Source organism: Pseudomonas asturiensis, from assembly GCF_900143095.1.
GTDB lineage: Bacteria > Pseudomonadota > Gammaproteobacteria > Pseudomonadales > Pseudomonadaceae > Aquipseudomonas > Aquipseudomonas asturiensis.
The window spans coordinates 153,773-173,774 of record NZ_FRDA01000006.1 but is presented as its reverse complement, the minus strand read 5'-3'; the positions used below and the strand labels follow the sequence as shown (position 1 = coordinate 173,774).

The 20,002-nt window shown below is 59.9% G+C and carries 14 protein-coding genes; 10 read left to right on the top strand and 4 right to left on the bottom strand.

Annotated features, from left to right (window positions below):
* Window positions 1-141: 141 nt before the first annotated feature.
* From dgcB to etfB, 3 genes are read left to right on the top strand one after another with little or no spacing between them, the layout of a single operon-like run.
* Window positions 142-2,106, top strand: coding sequence for a dimethylglycine demethylation protein DgcB (dgcB, locus tag BUB69_RS13050; RefSeq protein ID WP_122696362.1), 1,965 nt, complete (start codon window positions 142-144; stop codon window positions 2,104-2,106).
* Entirely contained in the window at window positions 2,106-3,326 is a 1,221-nt protein-coding gene (gene etfA / locus BUB69_RS13045; RefSeq protein WP_073167194.1) for an electron transfer flavoprotein subunit alpha, read from the top strand. The genes dgcB and etfA overlap by 1 nt, the downstream gene beginning before the upstream one ends.
* Entirely contained in the window at window positions 3,316-4,122 is an 807-nt protein-coding gene (gene etfB, locus BUB69_RS13040; protein ID WP_073167191.1) for an electron transfer flavoprotein subunit beta, read from the top strand. Before etfA ends, etfB begins: the two co-directional genes overlap by 11 nt.
* A gap of 628 nt (window positions 4,123-4,750) precedes the next feature.
* Here etfB and BUB69_RS13035 read toward each other — a convergent pair.
* Window positions 4,751-6,511 (bottom strand): fibronectin type III domain-containing protein, encoded by a 1,761-nt coding sequence (locus tag BUB69_RS13035; protein ID WP_073167660.1) that lies wholly within the window; start codon window positions 6,509-6,511, stop codon window positions 4,751-4,753.
* 414 nt (window positions 6,512-6,925) lie between these two features.
* Window positions 6,926-8,224, bottom strand: coding sequence for a glycine-betaine demethylase subunit GbcA (gene gbcA, locus BUB69_RS13030; protein WP_073167187.1), 1,299 nt, complete (start codon window positions 8,222-8,224; stop codon window positions 6,926-6,928).
* A gap of 311 nt (window positions 8,225-8,535) precedes the next feature.
* Here gbcA and gbcB point away from each other — a divergent pair, with 311 nt between their 5' ends.
* The gene (gene gbcB, locus BUB69_RS13025) at window positions 8,536-9,636 is read left to right on the top strand and encodes a glycine-betaine demethylase subunit GbcB (protein ID WP_073167184.1); all 1,101 of its coding nucleotides are present in this window, start codon (window positions 8,536-8,538) and stop codon (window positions 9,634-9,636) included.
* Between the two features lie 22 nt (window positions 9,637-9,658).
* Here gbcB and BUB69_RS13020 read toward each other — a convergent pair whose 3' ends face one another.
* Window positions 9,659-10,699, bottom strand: coding sequence for a threonine aldolase family protein (locus tag BUB69_RS13020; RefSeq protein ID WP_073167180.1), 1,041 nt, complete (start codon window positions 10,697-10,699; stop codon window positions 9,659-9,661).
* Window positions 10,700-10,797: 98 nt separating this feature from the next.
* On the opposite strand from BUB69_RS13020, the gene BUB69_RS13015 reads away from it, so the two are divergent.
* Window positions 10,798-11,541: a TraX family protein gene (locus tag BUB69_RS13015; protein ID WP_073167177.1), complete on the top strand. Its 744-nt coding sequence runs from the start codon at window positions 10,798-10,800 to the stop codon at window positions 11,539-11,541.
* Window positions 11,542-11,699: 158 nt separating this feature from the next.
* Window positions 11,700-12,914: an alanine transaminase gene (gene alaC, locus BUB69_RS13010; RefSeq protein WP_029244127.1), complete on the top strand. Its 1,215-nt coding sequence runs from the start codon at window positions 11,700-11,702 to the stop codon at window positions 12,912-12,914.
* 148 nt (window positions 12,915-13,062) lie between these two features.
* On the opposite strand, the gene BUB69_RS13005 is transcribed toward alaC, so the two are convergent.
* On the bottom strand, window positions 13,063-13,704 hold the full coding sequence (locus tag BUB69_RS13005; RefSeq protein ID WP_073167174.1) for a hypothetical protein: 642 nt from the start codon (window positions 13,702-13,704) through the stop codon (window positions 13,063-13,065).
* A 433-nt stretch (window positions 13,705-14,137) separates the two neighbouring features.
* Between BUB69_RS13005 and glyA the strand changes: the two genes are divergently transcribed.
* Genes glyA through BUB69_RS12985 form a run of 4 tightly spaced genes read left to right on the top strand, consistent with a single transcriptional unit; the run spans window position 14,138 to window position 19,987 of the window.
* On the top strand, window positions 14,138-15,391 hold the full coding sequence (gene glyA / locus BUB69_RS13000; protein ID WP_073167171.1) for a serine hydroxymethyltransferase: 1,254 nt from the start codon (window positions 14,138-14,140) through the stop codon (window positions 15,389-15,391).
* Between the two features lie 17 nt (window positions 15,392-15,408).
* Complete coding sequence (locus BUB69_RS12995) at window positions 15,409-16,659, top strand: sarcosine oxidase subunit beta family protein (protein WP_002555602.1); 1,251 nt, start codon at window positions 15,409-15,411, stop codon at window positions 16,657-16,659.
* A 14-nt stretch (window positions 16,660-16,673) separates the two neighbouring features.
* Complete coding sequence (locus BUB69_RS12990; RefSeq protein ID WP_024685489.1) at window positions 16,674-16,970, top strand: sarcosine oxidase subunit delta; 297 nt, start codon at window positions 16,674-16,676, stop codon at window positions 16,968-16,970.
* The gene (locus BUB69_RS12985; RefSeq protein ID WP_073167167.1) at window positions 16,967-19,987 is read left to right on the top strand and encodes a sarcosine oxidase subunit alpha; all 3,021 of its coding nucleotides are present in this window, start codon (window positions 16,967-16,969) and stop codon (window positions 19,985-19,987) included. The genes BUB69_RS12990 and BUB69_RS12985 overlap by 4 nt, the downstream gene beginning before the upstream one ends.
* Window positions 19,988-20,002 lie beyond the last annotated feature (15 nt).

The following is a 20,002-nucleotide window of genomic DNA, read 5'->3' as shown; positions in this document are numbered from 1 at the left end:
GACTTGTCCGCGAATGCAGAGTTTCGGCCACTGCACCTGCGTCGGATGTACCGGCCTTTTCGCGGACAAGTCCGCTCCCACGAATTGAGTTTCTTGAGTGGGTTACAGGTTGTTTGATAAGCGGACCGGAGCAGAGCCATCATGCTAAGCACTATTCTTCCCATCCTGCTGTTCAGCGCGCTGGCCCTTGCGGTGCTGGGCGCGCTGCGGCGGGTCAGCCTGTGGCGCAACGGCCGGGCCTCGAAAGTCGACTGGCTGGGCGGGTTACTGGCGATGCCCAAGCGCTACATGGTCGATCTGCACCATGTGGTCGCCCGCGACAAGTACATCGCCAACACCCACGTCGCCACGGCAGGCGGTGCGGTGGCATCGATCATTCTGGCGATTCTGGTGCACGGTTTCGGGCTGCATAACCGCCTGCTCGGCTATGCGTTGCTGTTGATGACAGCGGTCATGTTTGTCGGCGCAATCTTTGTTTACCGCCGTCGCCTGAACCCGCCTGCGCGCCTGTCCAAAGGTCCGTGGATGCGCCTGCCGAAGAGTCTGATGGCGTTCTCCGCCAGCTTCTTCATCGTCACGCTGCCGGTGGCCGGCATTCTTCCCGAGCATTTCGGCGGCTGGGTGCTGGTCGTGATTCTGGGCGTTGGCGTGCTGTGGGGCGTTAGCGAGCTGTTCTTCGGCATGACCTGGGGCGGGCCGATGAAGCACGCCTTTGCCGGTGCGCTGCACCTGGCCTGGCACCGCCGCGCCGAGCGCTTCGGGGGTGGTCGCTCCACCGGCCTCAAGCCACTGGATCTGACTGACCCGACCGCACCGCTGGGCGTGGAAAAACCGAAGGATTTTACCTGGAACCAGCTGCTGGGCTTCGATGCCTGCGTGCAGTGCGGCAAGTGTGAGGCTGCGTGTCCGGCGTTCGCTGCAGGTCAGCCACTCAATCCCAAGAAGCTGATTCAGGACATGGTCGTTGGCTTGGCGGGCGGCACCGATGCGAACTTTGCGGGCAGCCCGTATCCGTCACTGGACGGCAAGGGCAAGCCGATCGGCGAGCATGGCGGCCATCCGCATCAGCCAATCGTCAACGGTCTGGTGGATGCCGAGACACTGTGGTCGTGCACCACCTGCCGGGCCTGTGTCGAGGAATGCCCGATGATGATCGAGCACGTCGATGCCATCGTCGACATGCGTCGTCACCTGACCCTGGAGAAAGGCGCAACGCCGAACAAGGGTGCCGAAGTGCTGGATAACCTCATCGCCACCGACAACCCGGGTGGTTTTGCACCGGGCGGGCGGATGAACTGGGCGGCAGATCTGAACCTGAATCTACTCAGCGAGAAAAAGACCGCAGACGTGCTGTTCTGGGTCGGCGATGGCGCATTCGACATGCGCAACCAGCGGACCTTGCGGGCGTTCGTCAAAGTCCTGAAAGCGGCTGGCGTTGACTTCGCCGTGCTGGGTCTGGAGGAGCGCGACAGCGGTGACGTGGCGCGTCGTCTGGGTGATGAAGCCACGTTCCAGATGCTGGCCCGGCGCAACATCCAGACCCTGGCCAAGTACAGCTTCAAGCGCATCGTGACCTGTGACCCGCACAGCTTCCATGTGCTGAAAAACGAATACGGCGCGTTCGGCGGTGACTATCTCGTGCAACATCACAGCACGTACATGGCCGAGCTGATCCAGGGCGGATCCATCCGGTTGGGTCAGCACAAAGGCACCCGCGTGACGTATCACGATCCGTGTTATCTGGGCCGCTACAACGGCGAGTACGAAGCGCCACGCGAAGTACTGCGTGCGCTGGGTATCGACATCAAGGAAATGCAGCGTTCAGGTTTCCGCTCGCGTTGTTGCGGCGGTGGCGGTGGCGCGCCGATTACTGACATTCCGGGCAAGCAGCGCATTCCCGACATGCGCATGGAAGACATACGTGAAACCGGCGCCGAACTGGTGGCAGTAGGGTGTCCGCAGTGCACAGCGATGCTCGAAGGCGTTGTCGAACCACGACCGCTGATCAAGGATATTGCCGAACTGGTGGCTGATGCGCTGCTGGAGGATGACGTTATCCCCAGCCAGGTCATCCCGGCGAAACGTGAACCTGCGGAGGTGCACTGATGAGCGACATTATCCGCCGCGACCCGCGTGCTGAATGGATTGCCCGTAACCGCCTGCACCCGCTGCATGCGGCGATGCAACCTGCGCAGACCCGCTGGATGGGGCCTAACGGCCTGATTCGCAAGAATGTGCATGGCCTGGGTTTCATCGGTCCCAACGGCATCAAACGCATTGACCGCAGCGGCGCGCAGCAGGGCGGCGCAGCCAGGCGTTCGGCTGCAGCCGAGGTGCAGTTGCCGTTGCATCAGGTCGTTGATCCGGTGTTCTACATCGCTGTGGTGCCGGACATGGTCGGCGGCCGCCTGAGCAGTCATGACCGCGACCTGCTGGGGCTGGCGCGTCAGTTGTCAGGGGCTGAAGGCGCGGTATTGGCCATCGTATTCGGCGAGCACAAGGAAACCACGTTCGAGACGGCAGGCGTGGATCGTCTGTTGGTTCTGGATGGCTCGCAGTTCAGCGGCTATGCCCCTGAACAGCGCGTGCAGGGGTTGCGGGCTGTGGATAACCAGTTCAGTCCACGCCACTGGTTGCTGCCCGACAGCCGCACCGGTGGAGGAGAGTTGGGCCGCCGGTTTGCGGCCAGCATCGGTGAACGTCCGGCGACGCGTGTCTGGCAGGTCAAGGATGAACAGTGTATTGGACGCGCAGGGGCGGGGCGTGAAGATCTGGTGCGGCCTATCGCCAGATTGATTCTGGCGGCTGCCGAATGTGCAGAGCCTGTCAGCGAAACCCGGCATGAAGCGTCCGCAGTGGAGTTATCCACAACGGTGGCACGCAGTCTGTCGCGTATTGAAGACATGGGTGCTGTGACGGTCGACCCGGCAGTTATCCCCATGGCCGAAGCCGAATTCATTCTATCCGGTGGCAACGGGGTCAAGGACTGGGCGCTGTTCCATCGCACAGCCTCGGCCCTGGGCGCAACCGAAGGCGCATCGCGCGTGGCCGTGGACGACGGTTTCATGGGCCGCGAGCGTCAGGTGGGTGCCAGCGGCACCTGGGTGACGGCGCGTGTCTACGTGGCGGTGGGGATCTCCGGCGCCATTCAGCATCTTCAAGGGATCGGGGCTTGCGACAAGGTCGTGGCGATCAACCTCGATGCAGGCTGTGACATGGTCAAACGGGCCGATCTGTCGGTTATTGGTGAGAGCGCCGCCATTCTCGATGCGCTGATTGCAGCCGTCGAGGCCTGGCGCAACAGGGAGAAACGTGATGCAGCCTGATCAAGCCAGACAAGCGGTGGATAACCCGGGCGTGCAGATCATCAGTCTGGTGTCTGTGGGCGCACACCCGACGTCAGGTCGGGCACGTCGCGCTGAACAGGATGCACGAGCAGTTGAACTGGGACTGCAACTGGTTGGGAATCAGCTGCAGGTGCTGCATGCAGGTGATGCGCAGGAGCCAGCATTGCGTGCTTACCTGGGCATGGGGCTGAGCGAACTGCATGTGCTGGAGCAGCCACAGGGTGCGGATGCGCTGATCGGCCTGACGGATTACATCCGTGATTCCTCGGCTCAGGTCGTGCTCGCGGGCAGCCAGGCTGAAACCGGTGAAGGTTCGGGCATGCTGCCGTTCCTGCTTGCCGAGCGGCTCGGCTGGCCGCTGGTGACCGGGCTTGCCGAGGTCGAATCGCTGGCCAATGGTACGGCCCTGGTCCTGCAGGCGCTGCCACGCGGGCAGCGTCGTCGTCTGAAAGTACGCCTGCCGTTTCTTGCCACTGTGGATAACGCGGCACCTAAGCCGCGTCAAAGCGCTTATGGACCTGCACAGCGCGGCGCGTTGGGCGTGGAAGACGTCGACGTGGTCGTCGATGAGTTACTCACAGGTCAGGCGCTGCAAGCGGCCAAGCCTCGGCCCAAACGTTTGAAAGTGATCAAGGCCAAAAGTGGTGCTGATCGCATGAAGGCCGCGACGGCCAAGGCCAGCGGCGGTGGTGGGCAGGTGCTCAAAGGTGTGAGCCCTGAAGAAGGCGCAGCCGCGATTCTCAAATTGTTGATAGAAGAGGGCGTCGTCCGCTAAGTCCCGCGGCAAGACTTACACACATTCCCTGTGCGTGCGCCTGTGGATAAGGTGTTCGCGCCTTGCCACATCCCTTTAAAACCGTGCCCTGCAAGCGCCTGATCAATTAATGATCAGGCTAAGTGCCGGATTTATCAGGCATTCTTTTGTGGATAAATAAGCCACGGGTCTGTCATTGATGTGATAACTGCCCACAATCTCTGTGAGCGGCTCTGTGGACAAGTTGTTCGTGATCCTCTGCAAGCCTTTAGGCTAAAGCCTTTCGTGGTTTTGTACAAAAAATAGCCAGTCAGGCGAACCAGAGTCTCTCAGCGCCGTAAATTCAAGGAAAAGAGAGTTTTCCACAGGCCCGTTGCGTAGCCGATAAAGTTGTACCCAAACTCTGTTGGCGCTTCTGTGGATAACGTGTTTGCGATCTCCTACAGCCCTTCAAAACCGTGGTATCTGGCCTTCTGGTTAAAAAACGTACAGGCAGGGTTCGAAATGGGGTGCTGGTTAAGTGCCGGTTTTATCGTGCTTTTTTGTGGTTAGCGAAACGACCTGCCCGCAGTGCTCAGAACACAGCTCTGTGGATAAGTCGTTTCTATCCTGCTGCCCGTCCGCTAACGGGTCAGCTATTTCGTTTCAGCTAGCGTCTCTGAGACTTGCTGCGATCCGTCCTGAGGGCGTAAGGGGACCACAGGGCGAATGCTTCGGGTGGGGTCCAGGCCGGATTTGAAATGTGAGCCTGGATGCAGATATAAATTAAGCCGTCGTACTTGGCCAACTCGTCAATTTTGTAGCTGTGGTCCACGACCCAGTCTGATGCTTCGCCTCCGCCGCCCTCAGGTTTGGTTGATGTAGTCAATATGTTGCTGGGAGAGGAGAACATATTGGCGCTGTCGCGCGTAAAGACGGCGTATTGATAGGGCGTGTTGGCAGTCAGCCCTGTATCGGTGAAGGTGGTCGCAGGCGCCTTCACCGCTGCGATCTGGCCATTATTGCGAACGATTGCGTACTCCACGATCGGGTGCGTACCGGGAGAGGACGCGTTCCACATGATCGAAATGCTGGTCGTTGTGATCTCTGTCGTGTGCAAATCACTGGGCGCTGTTGGCCGTTGATCTTCGCCGCTTTCGGTCTTCGTGCTTACACTGAGTTCGCTAGAAGGCTCGGAGCTGACACCATCCGTATCGATGGCGGTGATTCGATAGGTGTAGAGGGTGCCAGGCTCAAGCCCTTCGTCCGTGTAGGGAGGGGCGGTTACCTTGATAGAGGTGTCACCTCTGCTCAGCCGGTATTCAAGGACTGGACGCGGCCCTGTAGACAGTTGCCAGGTCAGTGTGATTGACGTGGTGGTTTGATCACTTGAAGCAAAACCTGCAGGCACAGATGGCTTGTCGGCAGGCGGCTCGCTTTCGGTGAGGTAGCCATAACGCGACACAAACTCCCAATCGTAAGGCACGCCGTTTTTATCGTTTCCGTTATCCCAGTTGACTGACCATGTCATGAGACCGCGAATCGGATTACCGTCGTCTGCCAGGCGATCTAATGCGTACTTCACGCTCTGTGGGTCGATGACATAGCCGGTCGCGGCGGCGTCATTGTTAGTGGGTAATCCGATAGCAAATCGGTCAGCCGGAATTTCCGTATAACCACGTGTGCCATGAACCAGGCTGTCGGTCAGGTAATAAAGAAACTCTTTCTTGTAACTGTCATCGTTTTGAGGAATCCACTGCTGCAGTTCTTCGACCCAGACGCCATCGCCCCCTTGGTTGTAATACTGCGGCGCAATGAAGTCATATAAGTCTTCCAGCGCTTTGGTATAAGCAAGGTACTCACCATTCGCCACAAGGTAAGGGAATTCGGGCGCCATGCTGATGATAAAGTGCTTACCTTCGCTGGCGTAATGATTGCGTACCATCCTCAGCGCCGAAGGCAGTACTGTCTTATTGTCTCCGTCGGAGATTGCACTTTGCTCCAGGTCTATATCCAGCCCGTCAAACCCATAGGTTTCAACCAGACGAATGATTTCATACGCCAGTGCTTCTTCCTGCCCCTGGTGGAGGAGGATTTCCGCTCCCGCGCCACCGAGAGAGATCAGCACTGCACGGCCCTGTGCGTTGAGATCCCCCACTTGAGCACGAAAATCGGCGTCGCTGATGGTGTAGGGCTTGAACGTTGGAATACCGCTGCCTTTCATGAAGGCGACGGCGATGACATTGTAAGCTTCCGGGATATCGGTCAGGTCCATCTCCGTGAACATTCCCTGCTGATAACCCTGGCCGGGTTCAGGGCCCCAGTTATGCCAGAATCCCATAAGAATGTTTTTGCCCTTCATGTCAGGCATGGCCGATGCTGCATCGACAACGTGGTTTTTGTAACGTCTTAGTACTTTGGCTTTTAGCATGATTCGAGCGTCCCTTCGTTTGATCTGCACCTGGCCGTGCGTGCCGTGTGCGAGCCATTCCATGGCGTCCTGACAACAAGCGTAGTCAGAAAAAGATTCATTTAAAGAAAGGGCGTTTTTTCGCGCGATGTTCAGCACGTTTTGCGACAGGCGGTGGACGTCGTTGAAACAGTGCCAGGACGGCGAACTAAAACGTTTTAAGCACGTGATGCCTGGAGGGGGACATGCAAGGCGGCTGTAATACCGCTTGTGATGATGCCATGCGGGCGAGGGGCCTGGCCTGAATCAACTGATGAGTGCTGGAGCGATCCACGTTTCAAGGGGCACGTTGAGCGCCGACACCCTGTTTTCATTGGCTGCACCCTTCCCTGACTCGGCTGTGCGCGTGAGTCAGGGTGGGAGAAACGTTCAGGCTTACTCGTGATTGACCGCCACACCCTTCAGATAAGGCGCAGGCTCCGCTCCGAGATTTTCCAGCATGCGCGAGCTGTACCAGTCGACGAAGTTGACCACGCCGAACTCGTAGGTCTTCGAGTACGGTCCGGGCTGATAAGCGGTGGAGTTGATGCCACGCTGATTCTCTTCGGCCAGACGACGGTCCTGATCGTTGGTGGCGTCCCAGACCTGGCGCATGCGCTCCACGTCGTAATCCACGCCTTCCACGGCGTCCTTGTGGACGATCCATTTGGTGGTGACCATGGTCTCTTGCGCGCTGATCGGCCAGACGGTGAACACGATGATGTGATCGCCCATGCAGTGGTTCCAGGAGTGCGGCAGGTGCAGGATGCGCATCGAACCCAGATCCGGGTTCTGAATGCGCCCCATCAGCTTCTTGCAGCCGACCTTGCCGTCCATGGTCATGGACACGGTGCCTTTGAGCAGCGGCATGCGCACGATGCGGTTACGCAAGCCGAAGCTGGCGTGTGCGTAAGGAATCTTCTCCGCATCCCAGGCCGCGGCGGAGGCGGCCACGTGGTCCTTGAACGCCTGATCGGCACGCGGATCCGTCACGTCATCCCATTCCAGCAGGGTCTTGAGCAGTTCCGGGTGCGATGCGTTGCAGTGGTAGCACTCGCGATTGTTTTCGAGCACCAGCTTCCAGTTGGCCTTTTCCATCAAGGTGGTCTGCACCGCCACCTTGGTGTTCTCCATGTCATAGGGTTCCATGTAATGGCGCAGGGTCGCCAGGAACTCGTCGATGGCCGGCGGGTTTTCCGCCAGGCTGATGAAAATGTAACCGCCGGCGGTTTTTACATTCACAGGCTTGAGGCCGAACTGCTTCATGTCGAAGTCTTCGCCCATCTCGCTGCCCGCGTAGAGCAGGCGGCCATCCAGCTCGTAAGTCCACTGGTGGTAATGGCAGACCAGCTTGGCCACTTTGCCTTTCTCGGCGGTGCACAGGCGCGAGCCACGGTGACGGCACACGTTGTGGAAGGCATTCACGACACCGTCCGGCCCTCGCACTACCAGGATCGGGTTCTTGCCGATCTGCAGTGTCAGGTAGTTGCCCTTGGCCGGGATTTCGCAGGTCATCCCCGCAATCAGCCACTCCTTCTGGAAAATCTCCTGCATGTCGATTTCAAACAGCCGATCATCACTGTAGAAAGGCTGCGGCAGCGAATACGTGCGTTCGCGATTTTGCAGCATCTCGGCAGTGGCCTTGCGTGCAGGGTCCAGCAGGTCGCCCAGGCTCAGGGTTGCGGTGACGTCCATCGTTAAAATCCCTCATGACCGCGTCTGAAGGCGGCCTGCGAATGTGGCTGATACGGTTGTTGTCGCGTTGCACGCAGGGCACCGGATGGGTCGTCCATGTGTGGCTACCCTTTGTGGCGAGTGTGGCGGCGAGCGCGTGGCGAACCTTATCCATGGGCGACATGGCCGAATCCGTTCCCGACGCGAAACACCTTGTCTTTGGGGGCTGGTCGCCGTAAGTACGTGAATGTCGTTGATGGATAAGTGACGGTGTCTTCTGTTAAGCAGAATCCGCACCATAAGAGGCCGACAGTCGGCCGTGGAGATCATGTATGTCCCAAAGTTTCCTAAGCCCGGTCACCACCCAGACATGGGCCAACGGGCGTCACCTGGTACGAGTCGTCAAAGTCATTCAGGAAACCTGGGATGTACGCACGTTCTGCTTCATGGCCGACCAGCCGATCCTGTTCTTTTTCAAACCCGGGCAGTTCGTGACCCTGGAGCTGGAAATCGACGGCGTGCCGATCATGCGCTCCTACACCATCTCCAGTTCGCCTTCCGTGCCCTACAGCTTCTCGATCACCGTCAAGCGCGTGCCTGGCGGCAAGGTCTCCAACTACCTCCATGACACGCTGCACGAAGGCCAGGAACTGGCGGTGCACGGGCCGGTCGGCCTGTTCAACGCCATCGACTTCCCGAACCCCAGGATTCTTTACCTCAGCGGAGGCGTCGGTATCACGCCAGTGATGTCCATGGCGCGCTGGTTCTATGACACCAACGCCAATGTCGACATGGTGTTCGTGCACAGCGCCCGCTCGCCCAAGGACATCATCTACCACCGCGAGCTGGAACACATGGCGTCGCGAATCGACAACTTCAGCCTGCACCTGGTCTGTGAAAAACACGGCCTCGGCGAGCCCTGGGCGGGGTATCGCGGCTACCTGAACCAGAAAATGCTCGAACTCATGGCCCCGGACTTCATGGACCGTGAGGTGTTCTGCTGCGGGCCTACGCCGTACATGGCGGCCGTGAAACGCCTGTTGCAGGAAAACGGCTTCAACATGGCGCAGTACCATGAGGAATCCTTCGGTGCCACGCCGCCCGAAGCCCGCGCCGACGCTGTGGAGCAAGCCGAAATCGCCGCCGATGCACCCGATGTCGATGTTGCCGATCTGCATCAGGTCGAGTTCACCGACACCGGCAAGAGCATTCGCGTGGGCCCGGGCGAAACCGTCCACGCGGCTGCCGCCAAGCTGGGCCTGATGATCCCCAAAGCCTGTGGCATGGGGATCTGCGGGACCTGCAAGGTGATGAAAGTCAGCGGTGAAGTGGAGATGGAGCACAACGGCGGCATCACCGATGAGGACGTTGCAGAAGGCTACATCCTGTCCTGCTGCAGCGTGCCCAAAGGTGACGTGCGTATCGAGTACTGAGGCCCGGCCCGGGTGATGCAGGTCAGCCCTGCATCACCCGGCGAATGTCGGCTGCCAGCTCCCGGACGCGATCTTCCTCGGTGTCCCACGAGCACATGAAGCGTGCGCCGCCGTTGCCGATGAAGGTGTAGAAACGCCAGCCTCTGGCCGTCAGGGCAGCAATCGCCGCTTCCGACAGTTGCAGAAACACACCGTTGGCCTGCACGGGGAACATCAGCTCCACGCCGGGAATATCCTTGACCAGATCCGCCAGCAACTGCGCGCAATGGTTGGCGTGGCGGGCATGCTTGAGCCACGCGTCGTTTTCCAGCAGACCGACCCACGGCGCTGACAGAAAACGCATCTTCGAGGCCAGTTGCCCGGCCTGTTTGCAGCGATAGTCGAAGTCTTCGGCCAGGTCATGGTTGAAGAACAGAATCGCCTCGCCCACTGCCATGCCGTTTTTGGTGCCGCCAAAACACAGCACATCCACGCCCGATTTCCAGGTCAGTTCAGCCGGGGAGCAGTCCAGAAACGCACAGGCGTTGGAGAAACGTGCGCCGTCCATATGCAGATGCAGGCCCAGCTCTTTGCAGGTGGCGCTGATCGCCTTGAGTTCGTCCGGCTGATAGACGCCGCCCACCTCGGTGGCCTGAGTGATGGTCACGACCCGGGGTTTGGGGTAGTGAATGTCCTGACGCTTGAGCGCCACTTCGCGGATCGATTCCGGGGTCAGCTTGCCGCCTGCACTGCGGGCGGTCAGGAGCTTGGAGCCGTTGGAGAAAAATTCCGGCGCGCCGCATTCGTCGGTTTCGACGTGGGCCGTTTCCGAACAGATGACACTGTGGTAACTCTGGCACAGCGACGACAGCGCCAGTGAGTTGGCCGCCGTACCGTTGAAGGCAAAGAACACCTCGCAGTCGGTTTCGAACAAGCGGCGGAAATCATCCGACGCCCGTGCAGTCCATTGATCGTCGCCGTAGGCACGTTGATGACCCTTGTTCGCCTGTTCCATGGCTGCCCAGGCTTCGGGGCAGATACCGGAATAGTTGTCGCTGGCGAACTGTTGGCTTTGGTCTGTCATGGCCGATTCCTTGTGGGCTTATGGTGCGCACTGTACCGAATAATGAGGGTTGCGGTCATGTCTCGACGACATGACGCGCTGATAACGTCAGGAGTGCTATGGATCTTTCCAACCCGCCTTTTCTGCCGGGACGCAACAAGGCGCTGGACCTGCTCAAGTGGCTAGCGATGCTGAGCATGGTGCTTGATCATCTGCGCTACGTGGGCTGGTTGGTCAACGAGCTGTATGTGCCAGGGCGTTTTGCCTTTCCCTTTTTCTGTCTGGCCATTGCGGTCAATCTTTCACGGCGCAGCGCGGCAGCGGTCGAGCCGCGTGTGCAATGGCGATATCTCGCGTGGTTGCTGGCGTTTGCTGCGTTGTCAGAGATTCCCTATCGCCTGTTCATGGCCGATGCAACGGTGCTCAACGTCATGCCGACGCTGCTGCTCGGCTTGCTGATTGCACAGGGTTGGCAGCACCGCACGGCCGTGACGCGGGTGATGGCGATTGTCGCGCTGCTGCTGGGGGTGATGTTTCAGCAATACCTGATGTTCGGGGTGGCTGGCGTGTTGCTGCCCGTGGTGTTTCTTTTGGTGCTTGATAGATCGCTCGGTTATGCGATTTTTCCGGCAGTGTTCTGCGTGGCGGGCAATGCCTGGCCCGAGATGTTTGCCGGGGCAGCGTGGGGTGATCCGATTTCCATCGGATCGCTGATCGCCTGTCTGCTTGCGCCGGTGCTGGGCCTGGCGTTGTTGCGCAGCAAACCGCGCTTCAGGGTCCTGCCGATGCGGCGCTGGGCGTATGCGATCTACCCGCTGCATTTTCTGGCGTTGCTGGGGTTGCGTGAGGTGTTGCTGTGGTGACGTCTGGACGTGGATCGTCCAATGAGCACGGAGTGTAGGTACGATCAGCGTATCGCTATAGACAAAACGCCATTACTGCATTTATCTTCCGCAGCAGGCCGCCTCATGTGGCCAACGTCGCTCGGACGGTTCCGGGCGCTTACGTCTGCGAGATTCTCATGGCTGACCAAGGTTCGCCGCGCCGCTTTGCGCGCATTGATCGACTTCCCCCTTATGTGTTCAACATCACCGCCGAGCTGAAAATGGCTGCCCGTCGACGTGGTGAGGACATTATCGACCTGAGCATGGGTAACCCCGATGGGGCCACGCCGCCGCACATTGTCGAAAAACTGGTGACCGTTGCCCAACGTGAAGACACTCACGGCTACTCGACTTCGCGTGGCATTCCGCGTCTGCGTCGGGCGATTTCCAACTGGTACAAGAAGCGTTACGAGGTCGATATCGACCCCGAAAGCGAAGCCATTGTCACGATCGGCTCCAAAGAAGGCCTGGCGCATCTGATGCTGGCCACGCTGGATCAGGGCGACACGGTGCTGGTGCCAAACCCTAGCTATCCGATCCACATCTACGGTGCGGTGATTGCCGGCGCCCAGGTGCGCTCTGTGCCGTTGGTGCCAGGCGTGGATTTCTTCGCCGAGCTGGAGAAAGCCATTCGTGGCTCGATTCCCAAGCCGAAGATGATGATTCTGGGCTTTCCCTCCAACCCGACCGCGCAGTGCGTAGAACTGGACTTCTTCGAGCGCGTCGTGGCGCTGGCCAAGCAGTACGACGTGCTGGTGGTTCATGACCTGGCCTACGCCGACATCGTCTACGACGGCTGGAAAGCACCGTCCATCATGCAGGTTCCCGGTGCCAAGGACATTGCCGTGGAGTTCTTCACCCTGTCCAAGAGCTACAACATGGCGGGCTGGCGGATCGGCTTCATGGTCGGCAATCCGGAACTGGTCAATGCGCTGGCGCGGATCAAGAGCTATCACGACTACGGCACCTTCACGCCGCTGCAGGTGGCCGCCATTGCCGCGCTGGAAGGGGATCAGCAGTGCGTGCTCGACATCGCCGAGCAGTATCGCCAGCGTCGCAATGTGCTCGTCAAGGGCCTGCATGAGCTGGGCTGGATGGTCGAAAACCCCAAGGCGTCGATGTACGTCTGGGCAAAGATCCCTGAAGCCTACGCACATCTGGGCTCGCTGGAGTTCGCCAAGAAGCTGCTGCTCGAAGCCAAGGTATGCGTCTCGCCGGGCGTCGGTTTTGGTGAGTACGGCGACGATCACGTGCGTTTCGCGCTGATCGAGAATCAGGACCGGATTCGTCAGGCCGTGCGCGGGATTCGCGGCATGTTCCGGGCGGATGCGTTGGTTGCGCCGAAAAGCTGACCACCATCACGTATACGCCAGGGTTGCGGCGACACCTTGGCGTCTCTCACGCTTGCGCCGGTGAGTTCGGGGTCGGAGCCGGTCCTGCTGGCAACGGCGTGTGCTTGATGACCGGCGTGAACGGAATTTCAGAGCGGGTGGTAACGCCCTACACGACCGACAGTTCATCCGGACCGTTCCCCACGTAATAGTCGCCCGGCACTGCACATCGGACCGCTTCAGCCTCCGTTACGGTTGTTGAGTAGCTTCTTCCTTCAACGGTACGGATATTGACCGAGGCCCGATGGTCTTCAGACATTCTGATGGTTCGGTCCATCACAATATCTTGCTCAGCGCCACTCACGTAAAACGTCGAACCTTTCGGCAGATAAAGAGGCAGGTCCGATTCGATGGCGTCGGGTGCGACCGGTGCGGGTATTTCCCACAGATAGATGTCGGATATGACGGTGCCATCTGAATAGGAAATGACCTTGAAGATAACGGAGTTAAAGGCATCGTTCTGATGAATGATGTCTTGAGTGGTCGCGTAAAGCCTGGCGTCGGTTATCGACGTTGTAGTGGTAAGCGTCGGCTCCATGCCCTCGATGTAGACCGTTATCAGCGCCTCGAGAGTAGGCAGTTCCTGGATGGTTCTCAGCTTGACCTGGCCTAGCAGATTCGAATCATGAAGCACGCCCTGAGAGAGCAGGAGCAGCGGCTCGAGAGCGGGTGCCTGGTGGTTTTTTTGAACGCTCAGCGCTCTCCATAATGCTGGCGTCAAGGTATGCGTTCTTGCGATCAGGCTCATCATGGTCTCCTTCCTGGCGTCGGCGAAATCCAGTCCGTTGAATAAAAAGAGTGATGTGTTCGCGTTGTTACAGACCCTGTTGGTCCAGCGCCATCGACCTCTTTACGCCGCCAGATTAGGTTTCTGCGTTTGCCCCCGTCTACTGTCAGAACTGGCAGGTTCTCTGCCTTGATTGCGCTCATGCGCTACGTTTTCGTCGTGTGCACGGGGCTTTTTGCGGACCAGTCCGCTCCCTCGGTCTCGAATCATGCGCGCGCTGAAGCGCGCAGCATGAGGTACGACCAGTGGGGCCGATTCGGGCAATGTCGTAAACGCACCTTTGTGTGGCGTCCGTAGGCATCTGGGCGGGCGGCGTCGGCCATACCATCGCTTCCAAGGGGCCATTCACACGCCCCACCGATAAGACAGGCGCAGCGCCGCCGCTGGGAGAACCGCGATGTTCAGCAAGCAAGACCAGATCCAGGGTTATGACGACGCACTGTTGGCGGCGATGAATGCCGAGGAGCAGCGTCAGGAAGACCATATCGAGCTGATCGCCTCGGAGAACTACACCAGCAAGCGCGTCATGCAGGCCCAGGGCAGCGGCCTGACCAACAAGTACGCCGAAGGCTATCCCGGCAAGCGCTATTACGGCGGTTGCGAGCATGTTGACAAGGTCGAGCAACTGGCCATCGAGCGCGCCAAACAACTGTTCGGCGCAGATTACGCCAACGTCCAGCCGCACTCCGGCAGTCAGGCTAACGCTGCTGTCTATCTGGCGCTGCTGCAGGCCGGCGACACCGTGCTGGGCATGAGCCTGGCCCACGGCGGTCACCTGACGCACGGCGCAAAAGTCAGCTTCTCCGGCAAGCTGTACAACGCTGTGCAATACGGCATCGACACCCACACCGGCCTGATCGACTACGACGAAGTCGAGCGTATCGCGCTGGAAAGCAAACCGAAGATGATCATTGCCGGTTTCTCGGCCTACTCCAAGACACTGGATTTCCCGCGCTTCCGTGAAATCGCCGACAAGGTCGGTGCCTACCTGTTCGTCGACATGGCTCACGTGGCAGGTCTCGTGGCCGCGGGTCTGTACCCGAACCCGCTGCCTTATGCCGACGTCGTCACCACCACCACCCACAAGACCCTGCGCGGTCCGCGTGGCGGCCTTATTCTGGCCAGGGCCAACGAAGAGCTGGAAAAGAAATTCAACTCCGCTGTGTTCCCCGGCGGTCAGGGCGGACCGCTGATGCACGTCATTGCCGCCAAGGCGGTGTGCTTCAAGGAAGCCATGGAGCCAGGTTTCAAAGCCTATCAACAACAAGTGATCGATAACGCCCAGGCCATGGCACAGGTCTTTATTGATCGCGGCTTCGATGTCGTTTCCGGCGGCACCGACAACCACCTGTTTCTGGTCAGCCTGATCCGTCAGGGCCTGACCGGCAAGGACGCCGACGCTGCACTGGGTCGTGCCCACATCACCGTCAACAAGAACTCGGTGCCCAACGATCCGCAATCGCCGTTCGTGACGTCCGGTCTGCGCATCGGCACCCCGGCCGTGACCACTCGCGGTTTCAAGGTGACTCAGTGCGTCGAACTGGCGGGCTGGATCTGCGACATCCTCGACAACCTCGGCGATGCCGACGTCGAGGCCAACGTTGCAAGTCAGGTCGCCGCACTGTGTACCGATTTCCCGGTTTATCGCTGAGTCAGGAGTAGCCCTACATGCAGCATTACTCAGGCTTCGGCCTTCTCAAGCACTCCCTCAGCCACCACGAGAACTGGCAGCGCATGTGGCGCACGCCGACCCCGAAGAAGGTGTACGACGTCGTCATCGTCGGCGGCGGCGGGCACGGTCTGGCCACTGCCTACTATCTGGCCAAGGAGCATGGCATCACCAACGTTGCTGTGGTCGAGAAAGGCTGGCTGGGCGGTGGCAACACTGCGCGCAACACCACCATCGTGCGCTCCAACTACCTGTGGGACGAATCGGCTCACTTGTATGAGCACGCGATGAAGTTGTGGGAAGGCCTGTCACAGGACCTGAACTACAACGTCATGTTCTCCCAGCGTGGCGTGTACAACCTCTGCCACACCCTGCAGGACATGCGTGATTCCGAGCGCCGTGTCAGCGCCAACCGCCTCAACGGCGTGGATGGCGAGTTGCTCAACGGCAAGCAGGTTGCCGAAGAAATTCCGTATCTGGACTGCTCGAAGAACACCCGTTACCCGATCATCGGCGCGACCGTTCAGCGCCGCGGCGGCGTCGCCCGTCACGATGCCGTGGCCTGGGGCTTTGCCCGTGCCGCCGATGCACTGGGCGTGGACCTGATCCAGCAGACCGAAGTGATTGGTTTTCGCAAGGAAAACGGCGTGTGCATCGGTGTCGAAACCAATAAGGGTTTCATCGGGGCCAAGCGCGTCGGCGTTGTGACCGCCGGCAACTCGGGCCACATGGCCAAACTGGCCGGCTTCCGTCTGCCGATCGAGTCGCATCCGCTGCAGGCGTTGGTGTCCGAGCCGATCAAACCCATCATCGACAGCGTCATCATGTCCAATGCCGTACACGGCTACATTAGCCAGTCCGACAAGGGCGACCTGGTGATCGGTGCCGGTATCGACAGCTGGGTCGGCTATGGGCAGCGCGGCTCGTACCCTGTGATTGAGCACACCATCCAGGCCATCGTCGAGATGTTCCCGGTGCTGTCGCGCGTGCGCATGAACCGTCAGTGGGGTGGCATCGTCGATACCACGCCGGATGCCTGCCCGATCATTTCCAAGACGCCGGTCCCGAACATGTTCTTCAACTGCGGCTGGGGCACGGGCGGCTTCAAGGCCACACCCGGCTCGGGCAACGTATTTGCCGCCAGTCTGGCCAAAGGCGAAATGCATCCGCTGGCCAAGCCTTTTTCCATCGACCGTTTCCACAACGGTGCCTTGATCGACGAGCACGGCGCAGCCGCGGTCGCCCACTAACAGGAGAAATACCCATGTTGCATATCTTCTGTCCTCACTGTGGCGAACTGCGCTCCGAAGAGGAATTTCACGCATCGGGCCAGGCGCACATTCCGCGCCCGCTCGATCCGGGTGCCTGCACTGACGAGCAGTGGGGCGATTACATGTTCTTCCGCGATAACCCGCGTGGCCTGCACCACGAGCTGTGGATTCACGCAGCCGGATGCCGTCAGTACTTCAACGCCACGCGAAACACCGTGACCTACGAGATTCTCGAAACCTATCCGATTGGCGCCAAGCCGCAGTTCACGGACAAGGGAGACAAGGTATGAGCCAGAACAACCGACTGCCCAACGGCGGCCGTATCAACCGTAGCAAGGTGCTGAATTTCACCTTCAACGGTCAGACCTATCAGGGCTTTGAGGGTGATTCCCTGGCGTCCGCGTTGCTGGCCAATGGCGTTGATATCATCGGTCGCAGCTTCAAGTATTCGCGACCACGCGGCATTTTCGCGGCAGGTTCCGAAGAGCCGAACGCCGTGTTGCAGATCGGCGCGACTGAAGCCACGCAGATCCCCAACGTGCGAGCCACTCAGCAAGCGCTCTATTCGGGCCTGGTCGCGACCAGCACCAATGGCTGGCCGAGTGTGAACAACGATGTGATGGGCATTCTCGGCAAGGTCGGCGGCAAGCTGATGCCGCCGGGCTTCTATTACAAGACGTTCATGTACCCGCAGTCGTTCTGGATGACGTACGAGAAGTACATCCGCAAGGCCGCAGGCCTGGGCCGCTCGCCGACCGAGAACGACCCCGACAGCTACGATGCGATGAACCAGCACTGCGACGTGCTGATTGTCGGCGCAGGCCCTGCCGGCCTCGCCGCAGCATTGGCTGCAGCGCGCAGTGGCGCTCGTGTGATTCTGGCCGACGAGCAGGAAGAGTTCGGCGGCAGCCTGCTCGACAGCCGTGAGAGTCTGGATGGCAAACCGGCGGTTGAATGGGTCGCCACTGTGGTTGCCGAGCTGAAAGCCCTGCGTAACGTGACCCTGCTGCCTCGCGCTACGGTCAACGGCTATCACGATCACAACTTCCTGACGATTCACGAGCGTCTGACCGATCACCTCGGCGACCGCGCGCCGATCGGCATGGTGCGTCAGCGCATGCACCGCGTCCGTGCCAGGCGCGTGGTGCTGGCGACCGGCACCCACGAACGTCCACTGGTCTACGGCAACAACGATGTGCCCGGCAACATGCTGGCCGGGGCGGTCTCCACGTACGTGCGCCGCTATGGCGTGGCGCCGGGCAAAAAGCTGGTGCTGTCCACCAACAACGACCATGCCTATCGCGTTGCGCTGGACTGGCTCGACGCCAGCCTGCCCGTGGTGGCGATTGCCGATGCACGTCACAACCCGCGTGGTCCGCTGGTGGAAGAGGCGCGTGCCAAAGGGATTCGCATCCTGACCGGCAGCGCAGTGATCGAAGCCCGGGGCACCAAGCGCGTGACGGCTGCACGTGTTGCCGCCATCGACGTCAAATCACATAACGTGACCAGTCCCGGTGAATGGCTGGAGTGCGACCTGGTGGCCAGCTCTGGCGGTTACAGCCCGATCGTTCACCTGGCATCGCACCTGGGCGGCAAACCGGTCTGGCGTGAAGACATTCTCGGGTTCGTGCCGGGCGAAGCGCCACAGAAACGCGTTTGTGTCGGTGGCGTGAACGGTGTCTACAGCCTGGCGGACAGTCTGGCCGATGGTTTCGAAGGTGGCGTGCGCGCTGCCAGCGAAGCGGGCTTCAAGGTGGTCGAAGGCGTCATGCCCAAAGCCCTCAGCCGCACTGAAGAGCCGACCCTGGCGCTGTTCCAGGTACCGCACGAAAAAGGCACCGCCCGTGCGCCGAAACAATTTGTCGATCTGCAGAACGATGTGACCGCTGCCGCTATCGAGCTGGCGACCCGTGAAGGCTTCGAGTCCGTCGAACACGTCAAGCGCTACACCGCGCTGGGCTTCGGCACGGATCAGGGCAAGCTGGGTAACGTCAACGGTCTGGCCATTGCAGCCCGCTCGCTGAACGTATCGATTCCGGAAATGGGCACCACCATGTTCCGCCCCAACTACACGCCGGTGACCTTCGGCGCGATTGCCGGTCGGCATTGTGGGCATGTTTTCGAGCCGGTGCGTTTCACTGCGCTGCATGCGTGGCATGTGCGAAACGGTGCCGAGTTCGAGGACGTCGGTCAGTGGAAGCGCCCTTGGTACTTCCCGAAAAATGGCGAAGACATGCACGCCGCCGTTGCCCGCGAATGCAAGGCCGTGCGTGCCAGTGTAGGTCTGCTGGACGCCTCGACACTGGGCAAAATCGATATTCAAGGGCCAGATGCCCGTGAGTTTCTGAACCGCATTTACACCAACGCCTGGACCAAACTGGACGTGGGCAAGGCGCGTTACGGCCTGATGTGCAAGGAAGACGGCATGGTCTTCGATGACGGCGTGACGGCCTGCATCGCCGACAATCACTTCCTGATGACCACCACCACCGGTGGCGCTGCACGCGTTCTGCAATGGCTGGAAATCTATCAGCAGACCGAATGGCCGGACCTGAAGGTGTACTTCACTTCAGTGACCGACCACTGGGCGACCCTGACGCTGTCCGGCCCCAACAGCCGCAAGCTGCTCAGTGAAGTCACCGATATCGACCTGGGGCGCGAAGCGTTCCCGTTCATGACCTGGAAAGAAGGTCTGGTCGCAGGCGTACCGGCGCGGGTGTTCCGCATCTCCTTTACCGGCGAGCTGTCCTACGAGGTCAACGTTCAGGCCGACTACGCGATGGGCGTACTGGAAAAGATCATCGAGGCGGGCAAGCAGTACAACCTGACGCCGTATGGCACTGAAACCATGCACGTGCTGCGGGCCGAGAAGGGTTTCATCATCGTTGGTCAGGATACCGATGGCTCGATGACGCCGGACGACCTGAACATGGGCTGGTGTGTCGGTCGTACCAAGCCGTTCTCATGGATCGGCTGGCGCGGCATGAACCGGGAAGACTGCGTGCGCGAACAGCGCAAGCAGCTGGTCGGGCTCAAGCCTGTCGACCCGACCCGGTGGCTGCCGGAAGGCGCGCAACTGGTGTTCGACACCAAGCAGACAATCCCGATGAGCATGGTCGGTCACGTGACCTCCAGCTATGCGCACAACTCGCTGGGCTATTCGTTCGCGCTGGGCGTGGTCAAGGGTGGCCTGAACCGCATGGGCGAGCGGGTGTTCGCACCGCTGGCCGATGGCAGCGTGATTGAAGCCGAGATCGTTTCGTCGGTGTTCTTCGATCCGAAGGGCGATCATCAGAACGTCGAATAAATGATCGTTCCCGCA